Origin of the sequence: Burkholderia cepacia (assembly GCF_029962485.1) — a bacterium.
Lineage (GTDB): Bacteria > Pseudomonadota > Gammaproteobacteria > Burkholderiales > Burkholderiaceae > Burkholderia.
Genome location: NZ_CP073637.1, coordinates 863,611 through 879,924, shown reverse-complemented (window position 1 = coordinate 879,924; position 16,314 = coordinate 863,611). Strand labels below are relative to the sequence as shown.

14 protein-coding genes are annotated in these 16,314 nt (G+C 68.6%); 5 read left to right on the top strand and 9 right to left on the bottom strand.

Translation table 11 applies throughout. The features are described from left to right. Nucleotides 1-44: 44 nt before the first annotated feature. The 8 genes from KEC55_RS04015 to KEC55_RS03980 form a co-directional block, all read right to left on the bottom strand. Nucleotides 45-677, bottom strand: a complete 633-nt coding sequence (locus tag KEC55_RS04015) for a LolA family protein (protein ID WP_282506840.1) — start codon at nt 675-677, stop codon at nt 45-47. After that, nucleotides 674-1,096, bottom strand: coding sequence for a quinol oxidase (locus tag KEC55_RS04010; protein WP_282506839.1), 423 nt, complete (start codon nt 1,094-1,096; stop codon nt 674-676). The genes KEC55_RS04015 and KEC55_RS04010 overlap by 4 nt, the downstream gene beginning before the upstream one ends. Before the next feature lie 26 nt (nt 1,097-1,122). Beyond that, nucleotides 1,123-1,905: an anti-sigma factor family protein gene (locus tag KEC55_RS04005; protein ID WP_282506838.1), complete on the bottom strand. Its 783-nt coding sequence runs from the start codon at nt 1,903-1,905 to the stop codon at nt 1,123-1,125. Then, entirely contained in the window at nt 1,902-2,417 is a 516-nt protein-coding gene (locus KEC55_RS04000; RefSeq protein ID WP_282506837.1) for a sigma-70 family RNA polymerase sigma factor, read from the bottom strand. Before KEC55_RS04000 ends, KEC55_RS04005 begins: the two co-directional genes overlap by 4 nt. 33 nt (nt 2,418-2,450) lie before the next feature. Next, nucleotides 2,451-2,810: a COG4315 family predicted lipoprotein gene (locus tag KEC55_RS03995; RefSeq protein ID WP_176049435.1), complete on the bottom strand. Its 360-nt coding sequence runs from the start codon at nt 2,808-2,810 to the stop codon at nt 2,451-2,453. A gap of 300 nt (nt 2,811-3,110) precedes the next feature. Beyond that, nucleotides 3,111-5,738 (bottom strand): beta strand repeat-containing protein, encoded by a 2,628-nt coding sequence (locus KEC55_RS03990; RefSeq protein WP_282506835.1) that lies wholly within the window; start codon nt 5,736-5,738, stop codon nt 3,111-3,113. 529 nt (nt 5,739-6,267) lie between these two features. Continuing rightward, complete coding sequence (locus tag KEC55_RS03985; RefSeq protein WP_282506834.1) at nt 6,268-7,512, bottom strand: NAD(P)/FAD-dependent oxidoreductase; 1,245 nt, start codon at nt 7,510-7,512, stop codon at nt 6,268-6,270. Between the two features lie 67 nt (nt 7,513-7,579). Then, complete coding sequence (locus tag KEC55_RS03980; protein ID WP_282506833.1) at nt 7,580-8,359, bottom strand: ABC transporter substrate-binding protein; 780 nt, start codon at nt 8,357-8,359, stop codon at nt 7,580-7,582. Nucleotides 8,360-8,739: 380 nt separating this feature from the next. Here KEC55_RS03980 and KEC55_RS03975 point away from each other — a divergent pair, with 380 nt between their 5' ends. The 5 genes from KEC55_RS03975 to KEC55_RS03955 all read left to right on the top strand — a co-directional run bounded on the left by KEC55_RS03975 (nt 8,740) and on the right by KEC55_RS03955 (nt 14,059). After that, the gene (locus KEC55_RS03975; RefSeq protein ID WP_282506832.1) at nt 8,740-9,702 is read left to right on the top strand and encodes an ornithine cyclodeaminase family protein; all 963 of its coding nucleotides are present in this window, start codon (nt 8,740-8,742) and stop codon (nt 9,700-9,702) included. Beyond that, the gene (locus KEC55_RS03970) at nt 9,699-10,493 is read left to right on the top strand and encodes a helix-turn-helix transcriptional regulator (RefSeq protein WP_282506831.1); all 795 of its coding nucleotides are present in this window, start codon (nt 9,699-9,701) and stop codon (nt 10,491-10,493) included. Before KEC55_RS03975 ends, KEC55_RS03970 begins: the two co-directional genes overlap by 4 nt. 173 nt (nt 10,494-10,666) lie before the next feature. Next, nucleotides 10,667-11,398: a DsbA family oxidoreductase gene (locus tag KEC55_RS03965; protein ID WP_282506830.1), complete on the top strand. Its 732-nt coding sequence runs from the start codon at nt 10,667-10,669 to the stop codon at nt 11,396-11,398. Nucleotides 11,399-11,536: 138 nt separating this feature from the next. After that, nucleotides 11,537-12,976, top strand: a complete 1,440-nt coding sequence (locus tag KEC55_RS03960) for a DHA2 family efflux MFS transporter permease subunit (RefSeq protein ID WP_282506829.1) — start codon at nt 11,537-11,539, stop codon at nt 12,974-12,976. Between the two features lie 294 nt (nt 12,977-13,270). Next, a complete protein-coding gene (locus tag KEC55_RS03955; RefSeq protein ID WP_282506828.1) occupies nt 13,271-14,059 on the top strand; it encodes a sulfite exporter TauE/SafE family protein in 789 nt (262 codons plus the stop codon). Nucleotides 14,060-14,218: 159 nt separating this feature from the next. On the opposite strand, the gene KEC55_RS03950 is transcribed toward KEC55_RS03955, so the two are convergent. After that, nucleotides 14,219-16,054: a S10 family peptidase gene (locus KEC55_RS03950; protein ID WP_282506827.1), complete on the bottom strand. Its 1,836-nt coding sequence runs from the start codon at nt 16,052-16,054 to the stop codon at nt 14,219-14,221. Nucleotides 16,055-16,314 lie beyond the last annotated feature (260 nt).

Genomic DNA, 16,314 nt, shown 5'->3' with positions numbered 1-16,314 from the left:
GCAGCCTCCGGCATGTCCGTCGGGAAAACTGATCGGTGCATCGGTCAGGGTGTGAAGAAACGCTCGGGAAACGCGACGTCGATTTCCACGTCGTCGAGCGTCACGGTTTCGAGCGGCACGTCGTCATCGTCGGCGAAGCTGACGACCTTCAACGGAAAGCCGTCCTCGGCGTCCAGCCACAGCCGGTAACGATGCACGCCGTCGACCATGTGCGCCGGCGCGCCGGTGACCGATACGCGCAGCGCGGTCCGGCCGCCGACGGCCTCCTCGCCCTCGGTCACCGTCGCGCCGCCCTGCTGCAGCGCATGAACATTGCGCAGCAGTTCGCCGACGTCCGACCGGTCGACCCGGTGGCCGCTGCGGTCGCGCACGAGCGGATTGGACGGCGACAGCGTCAGCGCGGGCGGTGCATGCGCGCCGAACGGGCGCAGCCGCACCTTGCCGTCGCCGGGGTCGTACGCGAGCACCGCGCCGTGATGCGGCGACACGAAATCCATCCGGACGAAGCCCGGTTTCAGGTAGGCGTAGCGGAATTCGGTGTGTTCGCCGCTGCGCGCCGACGAGCGGATCGTTGCGCGGTACGAGTGGACGTGATCGAAATGCGCCTGGGCGACGGTCACGGGGTCGGCTGTCATGCTCGCTCCTATCAGGCTCGCGGCCAGCAACGCGGCGATCACGGCGCCGCCTCGACATCGAGCACGCCTTCCATCCCGCGCTCGCGATGGCTCCTGAAAAACAGCAGCCGATGCGTGCAATAGTAGGCGAACCGGCCCGGCTGCGCCGGCGTGAAACGGAACGTCTTCGGCGTCGTGCCGAGCTCGGTATGCACCGCGATGCCGGCCTGCGGCGGCGCATCGATCTCGAAGCTGTGCGGCACGACGCCGGGCTCGGCCGACACGGTCAGCTCAACCGGTACGTGCGCACGGACGATCACATGGTTCGGTCGGAAGAAATAACTGCCGCCGACGATGGTGACCCGCTGCACGCCGTCGGCGTCGACCGGCACGCGCACCGGCGCCTCGCCGTCCGCCCGCGCGAGAGTCGCGCCTGCAGCAAGCACCGCCAGCACGAGCACCTTCGTCGTCATCGTCTTCATCGCCTGCTCCCTGCCGGCGTCGCGCGTCAGCCCTTCCACGCGTCGGTCGAGCCGCCGAGCGCGCCGCACGCCTCGATCGCGAGCTCGCGCAGGCGCCGTTCGTCGCCGCGGCCGGACAACGCATAGCCCATGCCGCGATCCGACCAGAAATACGTGTAGCGGCCGTCGGCCGACATCGACTGCGGGGCGAGATGCCGCGCATCGTAGGCGGTCATGTACAGCGTCACACGGGCGCCGTCCGCGCGCTGGTACATGAACTGCGCGGCCGGCCCGCCGTCGCCGGGGAGCAACCGGCCACCCAGCAGCACGTAACCGTATTCGTCGAGCGACGGGGCGCGCACGGGGCGCCCGATGCGCGCCGACAACCACGCGGCGAGATGCACGGGATCGCCCGCGCCGACCTCGACCGGATGGTCGCGATCGGCTGCGTACACGGCATACGCGACATCGGCACGCGCGGCGAACGCCGGGTCGCGGCCGAATGCCAGCCAGCCCGCATGCAGCGCCACGCCGATCAGCAGCCCGGCCGCCAGCCCCGCGAATGCGTACGAGAATGCTCGACGGCGTGGCGCGCGACGCTGCACGAACAGCGCGGGCGCCGCGCCCGGCAGCGGGAACAACGCTTTCAGTGCGTCGCGCTGCGCGCGGTAATGCGCGAATCGTTCGGCTTCCTCCGGATCGGACTGCAGACGCTCGAGCATCTCGCGCTGCTCATGCCCGGACAGCTCGCCGTCCAGCAACGCGGACAGCAGTTGCGCCGACGCATCGTCGTCCCGCTCGTTCGAAAGCTTGTGCGGATCGTCCATCATGGTTTCCCGATCACCCGTAACGTGGCCGTGCCGTGCGGCGACGGCTCGTCCGACAGCAGTGCGCGCATCTGCGCGCGCGCCCGCGCGAGTCGCGACATCACAGTACCCACCGGTACGCCGAGCACCTGCGCGGCATCGCGATAGCTCAACTCTTCAAGCGCGACCAGCAGCAGCACCTCGCGCTGTTCGACCGGCAGCCGGTACAGCGCGCGCTGCACGTCGCGCAGCACCAGCCCGCCGATCTCGCCGGCCGGCGCGGCCATCGTCTGCCACGGTGCGGTCGCGTCGTCGACCGCGATTTCATGCCGCGCGCGCAACTGGTCGATGAAACGGTGCCGCAACAGCGTCAGCAGCCACGCGCGCAGGTTGCCGCCATCGCGCGGCGGCCGGTTCAGCGCACGCTCGAGCGTGTCCTGTACGAGATCGTCCGCCCACGCGCGGTCGCCCGTCAGCGCACGCGCATAGCGCGCGAGATGCGGCAGCCACACCAGCAGATCCGATTCGTAGCTCATCAGGAAGCCTTGCGCGTCAGCGTCGCCGCACGGTCACGGGCGCGCGACGTGCCACATGCCGCCGATCCCGTCGCCGCCCGCGTCGCCGGCCTTGCGGTCCATCTTCCAGCGGTACAGCGGGCGGCCGCGGTATGCCCATTGCTTCTTGCCGTCGTCGCGCGCGACGAGGCTCAGTGCACCCGATGCCTTGTCGTACGCATCCGCGATCGCGGGCGGCCAGTTGGCCGCGCACGCACTGTCGCACGCGCTCTTGCCGGGCGCATCGCGATCGAACACGTACAGCGTCATGTGCGCCTCGTCGACCAGTTTCCCATCGCCGACCTGAGGCGGTTCCGCGGCCGCCGGCCGCACGATCGCCGCGGTCAGCGCGGCAGCAAAGAGCATCCGTTTCATTCCCGTTCTCCTTGGCAGGGCCTTGCGGCACGGCGCCGCCGGACGGGACGATCGGTTTCGTTGCGACCATTATCCCGCCGGCCGGCCGTGCCGGAACTCGGTATGTAAACGGACGGCTGGAACCGGTTATTCCATGCTGCGCCGCAACGACCGGCGGCGATCGTTCATGCGACGAAAGACAGCGGGATACCCGAAAAGACAACGCGGCATGACATCGCTGTCATGCCGCGTGGTGCGACCCGTATTGCGCGACCGTTGCGCACGGCGGCCGGAGCGGCGCCGCCGTGCGGGTCCGGCCCGTTACTTCGGCAGTGCGCCGGTCAGCGACTGGAGCAGCGACGTCACCGGTGCGAGCGGGTTGTTCGGCGAGCTGTTGCCGGAATGCGGCGTCACCGACAGGCCCGGCGCGGAGCCAAGCGCCGTACCCACCGACGTGCCGACCGCATTGACGACCGTCGTCGTCGAGTTGGCACCCGTCGTCAGCAACGAGCCGACTGCACCGGCCGTGCCGCCGGCCGCGTTCGCGCCCGAGCCGAGCAGGCTGCCGCCTGCCGCTGCCGTCGAACCGGCCGCGCCCGACAGCGCACCGGCCGCCTGGCCGAGGGCTGCCGGACCGTTCGCGAGTGCGCCCGTCACCGAACCGAGTGCACCGGTCAGTGCGCCGGCCGGGTTGCCGCCGCCCGTCAGGCCGTTCACGAGGTTCGTGATCGGCGCGATCGGGCTGTTGCCCGCAGCACCCGACAGCGCGCCGACGACCTGGTTCACGACGCCTTGCACCGGCGCCAGCGGGTTCGAGCCGCCGAGGTTGCCGAGGGCGCCCGTCACCGAGTTCAGCGCGCCCGTCAGTGCACCGGCCGGATTGCCGCTGCCGAGCGTGCCGACGACCTGGTTGACGACACCCTGCACCGGCGCCAGCGGGTTCGTGCCGCCGAGGTTGCCGAGGGCACCCGTCACCGAGCTGACCGCGTTGCTCAGCGCACCGGCCGGGTTGCTGCCGCCGAGCGTGCCGACGACCTGGTTGACGACACCTTGCACCGGCGCCAGCGGGTTCGAGCCGCCGAGATTGCCGAGAGCGCCCGTTACCGAACCGAGTGCGCCGGTCAGCGCACCGGCCGGATTGCCGCCCGGCAGCGCGTTCTGCAGGCCGTTGACGAGGTTCGTGATCGGCGCGATCGGGCTGCCGCCGCCTGCACCCGACAGCGTGCCGACGACCTGGTTCACGACGCCTTGGACCGGCGCCAGGGGATTTGCGCCGCTGAGCGCACCCGTCACCGAGTTCAGCGCGTTCGTCAGCGCGCCGGCCGGATTGTCGTTGCCGAGCGTGCCTGCGAGTTGCGTAACGACGCCTTGCACCGGCGCCAGCGGGCTCCCTGCGCCGCCGAGGTTGCCGAGCGAGCCGGTGATCGTGTTGACCGTGTTGCTCAGCGCGCCGGCCGGGTTACCGCTGCCGAGCGTACCCGTCACCTGGTTGACGATGTTCTGGATCGGGGTGATCGGGTTCGAACCGCCGCCGATACCGCCGAGGGCGCCCGTGACCGTGCCGAGTGCGCCGGTCAGTGCGCCGGCCGGGTTGCCGCCGCCGAGCGCGCCCGTCACTTGATTCACTACACCTTGCACCGGAGCCAGCGGATTCGAGCCGCCACCGATACCGCCCAGTGCACCCGTGACCGTGCCGAGTGCGCCGGTCAGTGCGCCGGCCGGGTTGCCGCCGCCGAGCGCGCCCGTCACTTGATTCACTACACCTTGCACCGGAGCCAGCGGATTCGAGCCGCCACCGATGCCGCCCAGGGCACCCGTCACCGTGCCGAGTGCGCCAGTCAATGCACCTGCCGGGTTGCCGCCGCCCAGCGCGCCCGTTACTTGATTCACGACGCCTTGCACCGGAGCCAGCGGATTCGAGCCGCCACCGATGCCACCCAGGGCACCCGTGACCGTGCCGAGTGCGCCGGTCAAAGCACCAGCCGGATTGCCGCTACCGAGGGCGCCCGCGACACCGTTCACGACACCTTGTACCGGTGCCAACGGGTTCGAGCCGCTGCCGAGATTGCCCAGAGCACCCGTCACCGTGTTGACGACACCCGTCAGTGCGCCCGCCGGATCGCCGCCGCCGATCGAGCCCGTGAGCCCGTTCACGACGCCCTGCACCGGAGCCAGCGGGTTCGAGCCGCCACCGATACCGCCCAGTGCGCCCGTTGCAGTGCCGAGCGCGTTACTCAGCGCACCGGTCGCAGTGTTCAGCGCGCCCGTCAGCGCACCAGCCGGATTGCCGCCGCCAAGCGCCCCCGTCACCTGATTCACCACGCCCTGCACCGGCGCCAGCGGGTTCGACCCACCGCCGATGCCGCCCAATGCACCCGTCACCGTGCCGAGCGCGCCGGTCAGCGCACCAGCCGGATTGCCGCCGCTAAGCGCCCCCGTCACCTGATTCACCACGCCCTGCACCGGCGCCAGCGGGTTCGACCCACCGCCGACATTACCCAATGCGCCCGTTACGGTGCCAACCGCATTGCTCAGCGTCCCCGTCGCCGTATTCAGCGCACCGGTCAGCGCGCCTGCCGGGTTGCCGCCACTCAGCGCACCCGTCACCTGGTTCAATGCACCCTGGACCGGCGCGAGCGGCTGCACCGTGCCGCCGCCACCACCAAGTGCGCCCGTTACCGCCCCCACGGCACCCGACAGCACTTGTCCCGGATCGCCGAGCGAGGTCTGGATCGCACCCGACCCGCCCGCCGCCACGGTGACCGAACCCAGCGGCGACGTGCCCGTGGCGACCAGCCCGACCGACACGCTGTTCGTCGGCGGGTTGACGATCACTTGCGGGATCGGCAGCGAATCGAGGACGCCCGCGACCGCGGAACCCGAAGCCAGTACCCCGAACACCGTCGCGACCGACAGCGCCACACCCGTCAATTTAAGATTGTGTCCCATCGTTATTTTCCCCATCTCGGTTGGCACTACGTTGACAAAGCATGGGGACGGTTTGCACGAAGCGTGCCAATTCAAAAAAACGGATTGATTCGTCTGCGCATTGGCGGTCAATAACGCTTTTTTAATCGATTTCAGACGAAATTCGCGGGTCACGAAGGGTTGACCGGCATCAATTGTCAGATGAAAAAAGGCCGACGAAGCGCGGATGTAACGTAACGTTTGCGAGCCCCGTAGTAACGTGTTCCGGTACATTCCGCGTAACGCCGGAACACCCGGTCGCGATGGTGCCCTATACCGTCACGGCCGGCTTCCCATTACGCATTTCATCAATATGAAAATGCATTGATAAATCGCGGATTTTCTGATTTTATTTATTCCGCGATTATCTTTCTTGTCGATTACGCAGATCATTTCCGCGTCGCGTGATTTTCGATTACCCGGATAGCAGAATGAAATACTGTGAATGCCGCCTCGCGATCGGCGCGCATGACGCGACGCGCGACGACGGCAGTCGCCGCCGCGCCGCCGGTCAGCCGAAGCGCGCGGGCCGATACGGATGGGGATCGATATAGGTCGGCGCGCCCGTCATCATTTCGGCGAGCAGGCGCCCGGTCGCGGGGCCGAGCGTGAGCCCATGGTGGCAATGACCGAACGCGAACCACAGATGGCGATGGCGCGGCGCGGGCCCGATCACCGGACGCATGTCCGGCGTGCACGGCCGCATCCCGAGCCACGGCTCTGGATCGAGCCGCTCACCGATGCCGAACGCGTCGCGCGCCAGCGGTTCGGCGCGCGCAAGCTGAACGCCGGTCGGCGGCGCACCGCGCAGCGCGATCTCGACGCCCGTCGTGAGCCGCAGGCGCCCGCCCTCCATCGGCGCGACGACGAAGCCCTCCTCGGTATCGCACACGGGCACGGTCAGCGGCGTGCGCGTCGGCCGGTAATGCATGTGATAACCGCGCTTCGCGCGCAGCGGAATGCGGTAGCCGAGCGGCGCGAACACGTGATCGGACCACGGCCCGAGCGCGACCACGGCCGAACGTGCCGAAATCGGCCCGTGTTCGGACCCGACCTGCCAGCCGCCATCCACCTGCACGAGCGTCTTTGCATCGCCGAGCGCGAACGTGCCGCCGTCGCGCTCGAACAGCCGCGCGTAGGCCTTGGTCAGCCCGCCGGGGCTCGACACGGTCTTCGGGTCCTGCCAGTGGAAGGCGCCGCAGAATGCGTCGCTGATGCCGGGCTCGCGATCGCGCAGCGCGCGCGCGTCGAGCACGGCCATTCGCAGCCCGTGCGCGTCCGCCACACGCTGCTGCGTGCGCGCTTCCGCGTCGAACAGCGCGGGCGAACGAAACGCCTCGATCCACCCGCCGTCGTGCACCAGCGGCTGCGCGTCGGTACGCGCGAGCAGCGCGTCGTGCTCGACGACGCTCGCCGCGACGAGCGGCAGCAGGTCGCGTGCGGCGGCCGCGAGCCGCTGCGGCGACGATTCGCGCCAGAACCGCGCGAGCCAGCCCGCATACGCGGGCAGCGCGCGGTAGTCCCAGTACAGATCGACCGAGCGGTTGCGCGCATAGCGCAGCAGCGTGCCGAGCCGGCGCGGAAACGCGTACGGCACGACCGACGAGCGCTCGATCAGCCCGGCATTGCCGTGGCTCGTTTCCTCGCCGGGCGCGCGCCGGTCGACGAGCGCGACGCGCAGCCCGCGATCCTGCAGGTGCAGCGCCGACGACACGCCGACGATGCCGGCCCCCAGAACGATGACGTCGAAATCCATGGTTCCCCGTCCTGCGTCGAGATTCGATGCGCCGCGCGCCGGCATCACGGCCCGCGCGCGGCGGTGCTTACTTCGCGATGATGTCGCGCTTGAAGTACTTCTGCGACAGCGCGCTCAGCGTGCCGTCCTTCTTCAGCGCGTCGAGCGCGCCGACGATCTTCGCCTGCAGCGCCTTGTCGTTCTTGCGCATCCCGAAGCCCGTGCCTTCGCCGAGCGTCGCCGGATCCTTCAGTGCATCGCCGACGATCTGGTAGTCGCGGCCGGCCGGCTTGTCGAGGAACCCCTCCTGCGCGGTCTGCGCTTCCTGCACGGCCGCGTCGAGCCGCCCCGCGACGAGGTCGGCATAGATCTGGTCCTGATCCTGGTACGACACGACGGCCACGCCCGCATTGGCCCAGTGCGCCTTCAGGAAATCCTCCTGCGACGAACCCTGCAGCACGCCGACATGCTTGCCGCGCAGGCTCGCGACGTCGGGCCGCAGCGGCGAGCCGTGCTTCGCGACCATCACGATCGGCACCACGTAGATCGCCGGCGTGAAGTCGATGCTCTGCTTGCGCTTCGCGGTGATGTTCATCGCCGAATTGATCGCGTCGAACTTGCGCGCCTGCAGTGCCGGGATCAGCCCGTCGAACGCATTCTCGACCCACACGCATTTCATGTTCAGCTTCGCGCACACCGCGTTGCCGACGTCGACGTCGAAACCCTGCAGCTGGCCGGCCGGCGTCTTGCTCTCGAACGGCGGATAGGCGGCTTCGATGCCGAAGCGCAGCGTGGTCTGTTCCGCATGGGCCGTAACGGCCGCGCACGCGAGCGCCGCAGCGGCGCAAAGGGAAAGCTTCCAGTTCATGACGGTCCTTCTGTTCCGGATTGAGGCGAGGAAGATCGGTCGCACGACGCCGTCGGACAGGCGCCGGATCGGGATTCGATGCAGGCGGCCGGCGCCGCGCGACGTGCCGTGTCCCGCAGGCGAAATATAGACTCAAAGTCTACTATAGACTATAGGGGATACGTGGATCGTGCCTCGTCGAACGGCATCGCAATTTTGCCGATCACGAGAAACACCGTTGATTTACCGGTGTTTTTTCTTGATAACACGACGACAGCCAGTCTCGAAAAGAAAAATTTCCCAGACTTGGATTGTCTATATTAGACTTTTCGTCCATCACGAACATCGCCGGACGCCGTCTTTCGAGACAGTTCTGTCCGGCCCCGACCGGAGATGTCTCCATGACGCAAACCGCCCCGACCCTGCCGCTGACCGTCGACGAAGCCGCGGTGCGCGCGGCCCTGCCGTCGCTCGACGTGCTCGGCACGCTGCGCCGCATGTTCGCGTCGCTCGCCGCGGCGCGCGCGGTGCAGCCGCCGCAGACGCTCACGCTGTTTCCCGACCAGGCCGGCGACTTCATCACGTATCTCGGCGCGCTCGCCGATGCGCAGGTGTTCGGCGCGAAGCTGTCGCCGTACGTCGTGACGGGCGGCAAGCCGATTGTCACTGCGTGGACCGCGCTGATGTCGATGCAGACCGGCCAGCCGCTGATGTGGTGCGACGCGGGGCTGCTGACGGTCGAGCGCACGGCCGGCACGACGGCGCTCGCGGTCGACTGCCTCGCGCGGCGCGACGCGCGCCATCTGGCGATCGTCGGCGCGGGCGCGGTCGGTCTCGCGCACCTGCGGCACACGGCGGCGCTGCGCGACTGGGAGACGATTCGCGTGTACTCGCCCGCGCTCGCCGACGATGCGGCACAGCAGGCGAAGCTCGCCGAACTCGACCCGCGCGCCCGCGCGGCAACGAGCGTCGAAGCCTGCGTGCGCGACGCGGACGTCGTGATGCTGTGCACGTCGTCGGGCACACCCGTGCTCGGCGACGGGATGCTCACGCGCCCGGCGCTCGTCACGTCGATCAGCACGAACGTCGCACGCGCGCACGAAATCCCGCCCGCCTGGCTGCCCGACATGGACGTGTACTGCGACTACCGGCAGACGACCCCCGCAAGCGCCGGCGAAATGCAGATCGCGGCGGCCGAGCACGGCTGGGATGCCGGGCGGATCGTCGGCGACCTGCCCGCGCTCGTCGCCGGCACCTGCGCGGCGCCGTCGCGCACGCGTCATGCATTTTTCCGCTCGATCGGCCTCGGGCTGGAGGACATCGCGATTGCGCACGCGCTGTACACGCACCTGACGCGCGCATGAGCGGCACGCGCACGCGGGGCCGATACAATGGCGCAACCGCCGCGGCGGCCGCGCGCGGGCGCACGGGCATGCCGGCCACCGGTGCGTCGGCGCGCCGGCCCGACACGCTGCCCGGCCCCCGCCCACCCGAGATGGCGACACCGATGCGCAAGAAGAAATCCCCCGTCAAAGACCTGCTGCTCACCCGCTATGCGCCGATCGCCGACGGTATCGCGGCGCTGTTCTTCCCGTACGCGGAAGTCGTGATCCACGACCTGCTCGACCAGACCGTGCTGTATCTCGCGAACAACCTGTCGAAGCGCGAGGTCGGCGACGATTCCGCGCTCGAGGAAATCGATCATTCCGCGCGCGAGCGCGTGATCGGCCCGTACGAGAAGCTGAACTGGGACGGACGGCGGATGCGCTGCGTCAGCAACGTGCTGTTCGACGACGAAGGCCACCCGGCCGGGATGATGTGCATCAACTTCAACATCGCGGTGTTCGACGAGGTGCGTACGACGCTCGACCTGTTCATCAAGGGCGCGGGTGTCGTCGCCCAGCCCGACGAGCTGTTCCGCGACGACTGGCAGGAGCGCATCAACACGTTCCTGCACGGCTGGCTGCGCGAGCGGCAGGTCGGGCTGAACGGGCTCACGCGCGAACACCGGCGCGAGCTCGTCGAGGCGCTGTACGCGGAAGGCGCGTTCCGCGGCAAGAGCGCGGCGAACTACGTCGCGAACGTGCTCGGCATGGGGCGCGCGACGGTCTACAAGCACCTCAAGCACCTGAAGGAAACGCAGGGCGACGCGTAGGCGGCCGGCCGCGGCAACGCACGGCGCCGGTCATCGCTACCGCGATGCGGTTTCCGTGTCTATGCTTCGTGATACGTCGGGCCGGGCCCCGCTGCACGGGCACGGCCACAACGAAGCGTCGATGCATGAAATGCTATAGTCCCGGTTACACTTTTTTGCTCCCTGGACCGCCCATGACGACCGCTCCCGCCCCGATTGCCCGCCCGACCCTGACCGTCGAAATCTGGTCCGACCTGATCTGCCCGTGGTGCTGGATCGGCAAGCGCCGCTTCGACGAGGCGCTGGCCGCATTCGCGCACGCCGACCGCGTCGACGTCGCGCTGCGCGCGTACCGGCTGATGCCCGGCCAGCCTGTCGAGCCGGTCGAGGTGATGCTCGCCAGCAAATACCGGATGTCGCCCGCGCAGGTCGACCAGATGCTGCATCAGGTGACCGATGCGGCCGCGAGCGTCGGGCTGCGCTACGACCTGCCCGGCACGCTCGTCGGCGACACGCTTGACGGCCACCGGCTCGTGAAGCTCGCGGAAGCGACGGGCCGCGCGCATGCGCTGACCGAGCGGCTGTACCGCGCGTATTTCTGCGAACACGGCTCGCTGTTCGATCACGCGGAACTGGCTGAATTCGCGGTCGAGGCGGGGCTCGAGCGCTCGGCCGTCGACGACGTGCTGCGCAGCGACCTGTACCGCGACGAAGTCGAGGCCGACATCGCGCGCGCCGCGCAGATCGGCGGGCGCGGCGTGCCGCTGTTCGTGTTCGGCGGCCGCTACGCGGTGTCGGGCGCGCAGCCGGCCGACGCATTTGCGCAGGCGCTCGACCAGGCGTGGCGCGACGGCATCGTCGAGCTCGACGGCGCCGACGCGGCCGCCTGCGGCCCCGACGGCTGCGAGCTGCCGGCGCGCTCGTAACGCCCTTCCATGCTTCCGGCGCGCCCGTCCGCGGGTGCGCGCGACTACGCGACACTCCTGCCACAAACCGGCAGGAAGCCCGCGCCGATGAGGTCTAGAATGCATCCTTTCAAATAACTATCAGAAGGCTGCAGGCCCATGACCCACGGGATCCACGGAGAGAAGCGCTGGTACGCGCTGATCGTTCTCTGTCTCGGCGTGCTGATGATCGTGCTCGACAGCACGATCGTGAACGTTGCGCTGCCGTCGATCAGCACCGACCTCCATTTCACCGAAACGGCCCTCGTGTGGGTCGTCAACGCATACCTGCTGACGTTCGGCGGCTGCCTGCTGCTCGGCGGCCGGCTCGGCGACCTGTACGGCCAGCGACGCATGTTTCTCGCCGGCCTCGTCGTGTTCACGCTCGCGTCGCTCGCATGCGGCCTCGCGCAATCGCAGACGATGCTGATCGCCGCGCGCGCGGTGCAGGGGCTCGGCGGCGCGGTGGTGTCGGCCGTGTCGCTGTCGCTGATCATGAATCTCTTCACGGAACCCGGCGAACGCGCACGCGCGATGGGCGTGTACGGCTTCGTGTGCGCGGGCGGCGGCAGCATCGGCGTGCTGCTCGGCGGGCTGCTGACGAGTTCGCTGTCGTGGCACTGGATCTTCCTCGTCAACCTGCCGATCGGCATCGCGGTCTATGCGATGAGCGCCGCGCTGCTGCCGCGCATGCGCGCGCCGGCCGGCACCGCGCGGCTCGACGTCGCGGGCGCGATCACCGTGACCGCTGCGCTGATGCTGGCCGTCTACGGGATCGTCGGCGGCAACGAGGCCGGCTGGCTGTCGACGCGAACCGTCGCGCTGATCGGCACGGCTGCCGTGCTGCTCGCGCTGTTCATCGCGATCGAGGCGCGCACCGCGCATCCGCTGATGCCGCTCTCGCTGTTCGCCGCGCGCAACGTCGCGCTCGCGAACGTGATCGCCGTGCTGTGGGCGGCTGCGATGTTCGCGTGGTTCTTCCTGTCGGCGCTGTACATGCAGCGCGTGCTGCAATACGGGCCGCTGCAGGTCGGGCTCGCGTTCCTGCCGGCCAACCTGATCATGGCCGCGTTCTCGCTCGGGCTGTCGGCGCGGATCGTGATGCGCTTCGGGATCCGCGGCCCGATCGCGGCCGGCCTGCTGACTGCGGCCTGCGGTCTCGCGCTGTTCTCGCGCGCGCCGGTCGACGGCGGCTTCGTGTGGCACGTGCTACCCGGCATGACACTGCTCGGCATCGGCGCGGGCGTCGCGTTCAACCCGCTGTTGCTCGCCGCGATGAACGACGTCGACCCGGCCGAATCGGGGCTGGCGTCGGGGATCGTCAACACCGCGTTCATGATGGGTGGCGCGCTCGGCCTCGCGGTGCTCGCGAGCCTCGCGGCCGCCCGCACCGATGCGCTCGCGGCCGCGCAGGCCGCGCCGCTGGTCGCGCTGAACGGCGGCTACCACGCGGCTTTCGCGTTCGGCGCGGTGTTCGCCGCCGTAGCCGCGCTGATCGGCCTCGCGCTGCGCATCCGGCGGCAGGAAACCGTCGAAGGCGTCGGCCCCGCGATGCACTGAGCGGCGGTGGCGGCCATCGAACCGGGGCGCGCACTGTCGCGCCCCTTTTTACGCATGCCGGGCGCGGCGCGCGGCGGATGCGTCGCGCGCCTTGGCCCGATGGCCATCCATCGGCCGCACCATTTCATTCAAACGCCCGTTTCACCCTCGCCCTGACGCCCGCCACACGGGCCTTCCCGGCCTATTTTTAACGCAGCCGTACATTGACCGGCCACTTTTGCGACAATGGCGGACTTTGACGCGCGCGCCGCAACCACGCGCCGCCGCAGAACGCCGCATAACCGCCTGGTTCCGATGTCGCTTCCCCATATCGATCTGCTGTACTCCCTGTCCGGCCTGTTCGTCGGCATTCTCGTCGGCCTGACGGGCGTTGGCGGCGGTTCGTTGATGACGCCGATCCTCGTGCTGCTGTTCGGCGTCCACCCTGCGACGGCGGTCGGCACCGACCTGTTGTACGCGGCCGCGACCAAGGCCACCGGCACGCTCGTCCACGGCCTGAAGGGGTCGATCGACTGGCGCATCACGGGCCGGCTCGCGGTGGGCAGCGTCCCGGCCGCGGCCATCACGCTGTGGTGGCTGCACACGCACGGGATGAATACGCCGGGCACTGCGCGGATGATCCAGCTCGTGCTCGGCGTCGCGCTGCTGCTCACGTCGCTCGCGCTGATCTTCCGGCCGCAGCTCACCGCATTCGCCGCGCGCAACCCGCTCGCGCCAAGCCCCGCGCGCACGCTGTGGTCGACCGTGCTGACGGGCGCCGTGCTTGGCGTGCTCGTGTCGATGACGTCGGTCGGCGCCGGCGCGATCGGCGTCACCGTGCTCCTGCTGCTGTATCCGATGCTCGCGACGACCCGCATCGTCGGTTCCGACATCGCGCACGCGGTACCGCTCACGCTGGTCGCCGGCATGGGCCACTGGCTGCTCGGCTCGGTCGACTGGTCGATGCTGCTGTCGCTGCTGCTCGGCTCGCTGCCGGGCATCGTGCTCGGCAGCCTGCTGTCGGCGCGCGCACCCGAGCGGCTGCTGCGCAACCTGCTCGCCGCGACGCTCGTCGCGGTCGGCGTAAGGCTCGTGCTCGCGTAAGCGGGCGCCGGTCCCGCCCTTCCCCCGCAGTTACGCCTTTTTCCCGGCCAGCGCCTCCGACGCGCCGCACCATCATCCGCTGCCAACGAAAAACAGCCCGACCGGCCTGCGCCGATCGGGCTGTCGTCCATCCGGGGCGGCGCGAGCCGCCCGCGCCGCTTACTGCCCCTGCTGCTGCAGCTTCTGCTGCTTGAGCTGCTGCGTGCGCGCCTGCAGCTTCAACACGCGCTGCAGTGCGGTACGGTTGGCGAGGATGCCGTCGTAGAAGTTGGCGAGATCGCCCTTCAGCGCGGTCCGCGACGCGTCGTTCAGGTAGATCATGTGGCCCGACGGGTAGTTCTTGATCGTCAGGTTCTGCGCCTTGATCGTCGGATCGAGCGGCATCTGCGCGAGCGTCAGCTCCGTCTGGTGGAACGGCGTGACGGCGTCGAAATAGCCGTTCGCCGACAACACCTTCAGGTCCGGGTTCACGCTCATCGTCGATGCCAGGTCGCCGGCCGTGTACAACGTATTGCCGCCGCCCTTGTTCGCGCCGGTCGGGTCCGTGTGGCTGAAGTCCCAGTTGTTGAAGACCTGGTCGTTCAGGTCCACGAACGACGACGTCGACGTGTACTTGAGGTCGGTGTTGATGTAGCTGTTCCACAGCACCGTGTACGCGCCGCCGACGTTCGTGATCGACGGATCGTTGCTGCCCGAATTCGGCAGGATGTACGGCGCGATACCCTTGCCCGTGAAGTTCGCGCGACCGTCGTACTGGCCGATCTGCGTGCCCGGCACGAGCGTCAGGAAGAACGTGTACGGCGGGTTGTCGTCCGACGAAGGCACATTGCCGAGCGCGGCCGGGTTGCCGAACGTCTGGATCAGCGACGTCGGATCCGTGCCGATGTACGAGCCCATCTGCTGCGCGGTCTGCAGGTTCAGGTTCAACCGCACGTTCACGAAGCCGCCGTCCTGCGGGTTCGGCTTCTGCGCGAGCGGTGCGAGCGTGTTGTCCGCATAGTTGCGGGCCTGGACCATGTACGCGTCGAGATCGGTCGGCGTCGGGTTGAGCGTCGTCTTCTTCCAGTAGAACGCGTCGGCCGCGAGCGTCGGGAACGTGCCCGGCGCGGACAGCGCGTTCGCGTAGTCGAGGATCGACGACTGCAGCGTGATCCCGTTCAGGTCGATGCCGTCCTCATGCAGCACCCACGACACGACCGCGCTGCGCGCGGTGCCGTACGACTCGCCGTACAGGAACTTCGGCGAATTCCAGCGCGAGTACTTGGTCAGGTAGCGCTGGATGAAGCGATCGATCGAGTGCGCGTCCTGGTCGGTGCCCCAGAAGTCCTTGTTCTTCGCCGGGGCGATCGCCGTCGAGTAACCGGTACCGACCGGGTTGATGAACACGATATCGGTGCGGTCGAGCAGGCTGTCCGGGTTGTCGAGCAGCTTGTACGGCGCGGGCGGCGTGAAATTCGGGAACGACGACTGCAGGCGCTTCGGCCCGTACGAGCCGAGCAGCAGGTAGACCGACGACGAGCCGGGGCCGCCGTTGTAGAAGAACGTGACCGGGCGCGGCTTCGACGGGTCCGGATTGTCCTGCGTGTACGCGACGTAGAACATCTTCGCGTTCGGCGCCGACGTGACCGGATCGATCGTCGTCAGGTGGCCCGTGGTCGCCGTGTACTTGATCGTCTTGCCGCCGATCGTGACCTGGCGGTGTACGACCGCTACGCCTTCGGTCGAATCCGTGACCGCGTCGTTCGGCCCCGTGCCGTACACGTCGGTGTCGACGTACGGCTGGTCGGCCGCGGCGGCGGCCGTTGCGTTGGTGTTGGCCTGCGTACTGCCGCTGGATGTCGCGGCCGCGGCGGCGGCCGAAGCAGCCGGGCTCGACCCGTCGTCGCCGCCGCACCCCGTGACGAGCAGCGCCGCGGCCGCAGCAGCGGCGAGCGGCATGCTCAAAGTCGTTCCGAATAGCGCGAAACCGTCTTTCAAGGACTTCCGTGTCGTCATTATTGCCTCTCGAACAGAACGATAAATACCGCCGGCCGCAAAGGATCATTTGCGCCGACGCTCCGCACCGGGAATGCATTCGTTATGCGACGCACTCCGAGTTTTTTACCGGTTCGATGAATACCGACCGGCATGATTTACCCCACCCATATTTTTTTGCAACCGCACAATGGGATCAATTCCATTGCAAACGACAATTCAATAATTCGCAGCAATACGAATTCATTTCGCGCATTTTCATGCGCACAAAATCGACGGCA

What these genes read in the sequence shown, in the direction of transcription:
- KEC55_RS03965 (WP_282506830.1), top strand. Translation starts at nt 10,667, where the DNA reads ATGACGACCGCTCCCGCCCCGATTGCCCGCCCGACCCTGACCGTCGAA.
- KEC55_RS03970 (WP_282506831.1), top strand. Translation starts at nt 9,699, where the DNA reads ATGAGCGGCACGCGCACGCGGGGCCGATACAATGGCGCAACCGCCGCG.
- KEC55_RS03995 (WP_176049435.1), bottom strand. Translation starts at nt 2,810, where the DNA reads ATGAAACGGATGCTCTTTGCTGCCGCGCTGACCGCGGCGATCGTGCGG.
- KEC55_RS03975 (WP_282506832.1), top strand. Translation starts at nt 8,740, where the DNA reads ATGACGCAAACCGCCCCGACCCTGCCGCTGACCGTCGACGAAGCCGCG.
- KEC55_RS04000 (WP_282506837.1), bottom strand. Translation starts at nt 2,417, where the DNA reads ATGAGCTACGAATCGGATCTGCTGGTGTGGCTGCCGCATCTCGCGCGC.
- KEC55_RS03955 (WP_282506828.1), top strand. Translation starts at nt 13,271, where the DNA reads ATGTCGCTTCCCCATATCGATCTGCTGTACTCCCTGTCCGGCCTGTTC.
- KEC55_RS03980 (WP_282506833.1), bottom strand. Translation starts at nt 8,359, where the DNA reads ATGAACTGGAAGCTTTCCCTTTGCGCCGCTGCGGCGCTCGCGTGCGCG.
- KEC55_RS03960 (WP_282506829.1), top strand. Translation starts at nt 11,537, where the DNA reads ATGACCCACGGGATCCACGGAGAGAAGCGCTGGTACGCGCTGATCGTT.
- KEC55_RS03950 (WP_282506827.1), bottom strand. Translation starts at nt 16,054, where the DNA reads ATGACGACACGGAAGTCCTTGAAAGACGGTTTCGCGCTATTCGGAACG.
- KEC55_RS03990 (WP_282506835.1), bottom strand. Translation starts at nt 5,738, where the DNA reads ATGGGACACAATCTTAAATTGACGGGTGTGGCGCTGTCGGTCGCGACG.
- KEC55_RS04010 (WP_282506839.1), bottom strand. Translation starts at nt 1,096, where the DNA reads ATGAAGACGATGACGACGAAGGTGCTCGTGCTGGCGGTGCTTGCTGCA.
- KEC55_RS03985 (WP_282506834.1), bottom strand. Translation starts at nt 7,512, where the DNA reads ATGGATTTCGACGTCATCGTTCTGGGGGCCGGCATCGTCGGCGTGTCG.
- KEC55_RS04005 (WP_282506838.1), bottom strand. Translation starts at nt 1,905, where the DNA reads ATGATGGACGATCCGCACAAGCTTTCGAACGAGCGGGACGACGATGCG.